Annotated in this window: 2 protein-coding genes; one reads left to right on the top strand and one right to left on the bottom strand. The window is 51.2% G+C overall.

Annotation, left to right across the window (positions count from 1 at the left end; translation table 11 throughout):
- A partial coding sequence (locus J4G02_18330) for a CRTAC1 family protein (protein ID MCE2396493.1) occupies positions 1–783 on the top strand: 783 nt, incomplete at its 5' end.
- 61 nt (positions 784–844) lie between these two features.
- Here the strand turns inward: J4G02_18330 and J4G02_18325 are convergent.
- A complete protein-coding gene (locus tag J4G02_18325) occupies positions 845–2,170 on the bottom strand; it encodes a T9SS type A sorting domain-containing protein (protein ID MCE2396492.1) in 1,326 nt (441 codons plus the stop codon).
- Positions 2,171–2,282: the final 112 nt, after the last annotated feature.

The following is a 2,282-nucleotide window of genomic DNA, read 5'->3' as shown; positions in this document are numbered from 1 at the left end:
AGCGAAGATGGGGACGCTGAGAACGGCATGGGCGCCGATTTCGGGGATTACGATAACGATGGTCGCTTAGACCTTGTCGTTACCAACTTTCAGGGACAGACAAACACCCTCTATCATAACGAAGGAAACGGGCTATTCTCGGATGTGAGCTATGCGTCAAAGATTGGGACAATCAGTTTGCCTTACTTGGCGTGGGGGGTAAGTTTCTGCGACTACGATAACGACGGTTATCAAGATCTGTTCATCGCCAACGGACATCTGGACGAAAATGTTCAGGCATTCAACCCGACTGGATTTTATGAACAGCCCAATCTGCTCTTCCACAACAATCGAGACGGCACCTTTGACGAGGTAACCCTCGATTCAGGTTCCGGTATGCGTTTGGAAAAGGTCAGCCGTAGTTTCGCGTATGCTGACTACGACAACGATGGCGATCTCGACCTCCTTGTAACGAACCTAAAGGGAACGCCAGACCTATTGGAGAATAGGGGAGGACACAATACGTGGTTGACTCTCAAACTCATTGGCACGCGCAGCAATCGGGACGCAATCGGGGCAAGGATCAAGGTAACAACTGGGAACCTAACACAGATTCGAGAGGTTCGGAGCGGCTCAAGCTACCTATCGCAGAGTGATATGCGTTTACACTTTGGGCTAGGAAAACATCGCCAAGTTGATCGGTTGGAGATTCGTTGGCCCCGCGGTCTACAGGAGCACCTTGAAGGAGTTAAAGCGAATCAAGCCCTCACGTTGGTCGAGGGGAAAGTAAAATCGAGCCGGTAGGGGCGAGGTGCCCCTGTCCAGCATCTAAGAGTCGGATTCAGTACCGTTTTCGTCTCCATGCCTACCTGACAATTACCATCCGCCGTGACGCGGAATAATCCCCCGCCCGGAGTTGATAGAAATAAACTCCACTCGCAACCGATTCACCGCTCTCATTGCGACCATCCCAACACGCCGCCTTTGCCTGATCTGTGTAATACCCCGCAGGTTGATGTCCCAGATCTAATTGACGCACCATCGCTCCTTTTGTGTCATAAATGATGATTTGGACATCGGCAGCATGGGCAAGATGATACGGTAGCCATGTTTCTGGATTGAACGGGTTTGGGTAGTTAGGTAACAAGGAATTCTCTTTCGGAGTCAACGCGGCGAGGAGTTGTTCCAACACAGCGATGCCTCGCAGATAGACAGGATCCCTCAATGCCATTTGCTGCGCTTGGGTGAGCCAACCCGCGACCTCAGCGGTGGTAAGCTTCGCAAGTGCTTGTGGATGCGCGGAGGGCGCAGCTGCCGCATTGCCTAGCACACCTGCAACTGTGACAAGATCGAAAATATTGATGACACCATCCCCGTTGACATCGGCATCATTCTGTCCTGTCAACCCGAAGTTTGCACCAACAATCGCCAAATCCGAGATGTCCACCATGCCATCACGGTTGACATCTCCGAGCAGCGGTGATTCCGGTGTCGGACTAAGTTCCCACAGGAGCACCGTACCGTCCGCACTTCCACTTGCTAGTGTGGTGCCATCCGGACTGAACGCAATGCTCCTAACCACTCTCGTATATCCAGTGAAGGTCTCCTTGTGTGCACCTGTCATGGCCTCCCACAAGCGGATAGTTCCGTCCGCACTTCCACTGGCGAGCGTGTTTCCATCCGGGCTAAACGCAACGCTATTGACTTCCCACTCGTGTCCAGTGAGTGCTCCCTTGTGTTCACCCGTGACGGTATCCCACAGCCGGATAGTCTTGTCATAACTCCCACTAGCAAGTGTTCTTCCATCTGGGCTGAACGCAACGCCACTGACCGACTCTGTATGCCCCGTGAGCAGGACAACCTCTTGATAGGCTTCCGTATCATAGAGCCAAATACCAATACCAGTGGCAACCGCAAGACGAACACCATCGGGAGAATACGCAATATTACCAGATATTCGTCCTTTGCCAAGACGGGCTTTAGCACCTTCGGGTAAACCCCATCGCGTGTAATCTTGAGCAAAGGTGTTTGCTAAAAACAGGAGTGTCACAAAGATAAATGTGAGTATTGAAAATTGCATTGCTTTCATCAGATTCTGTTGACATCTCCTTTCATTAGGTTCTGTTGACATTTCAACAGAACGGATAGGATCTGGCATGAATCGTTGCCGAACGAAATTCACTCGCCTCATCGGCTGCAAGCAATTTAGATACCACAATTATCTTGAATCATGTGAAGTGTATGGTGCATAAAGCCAAGTGTGTCGGCAACCCCGTTCTCCGGGCGACCTCGCATCTGATTTT

It is taken from the genome of Candidatus Poribacteria bacterium, assembly GCA_021295755.1.
Lineage (GTDB): Bacteria > Poribacteria > WGA-4E > WGA-4E > PCPOR2b > PCPOR2b.
Note: the sequence above shows the minus strand (reverse complement) of the source record. Positions and strands in the feature narration are given on the sequence as shown.

Excerpts from the sequence above, each read along its gene's own strand:
- J4G02_18325 (MCE2396492.1), bottom strand. The coding sequence starts at position 2,170 with ATGAGGCGAGTGAATTTCGTTCGGCAACGATTCATGCCAGATCCTATC.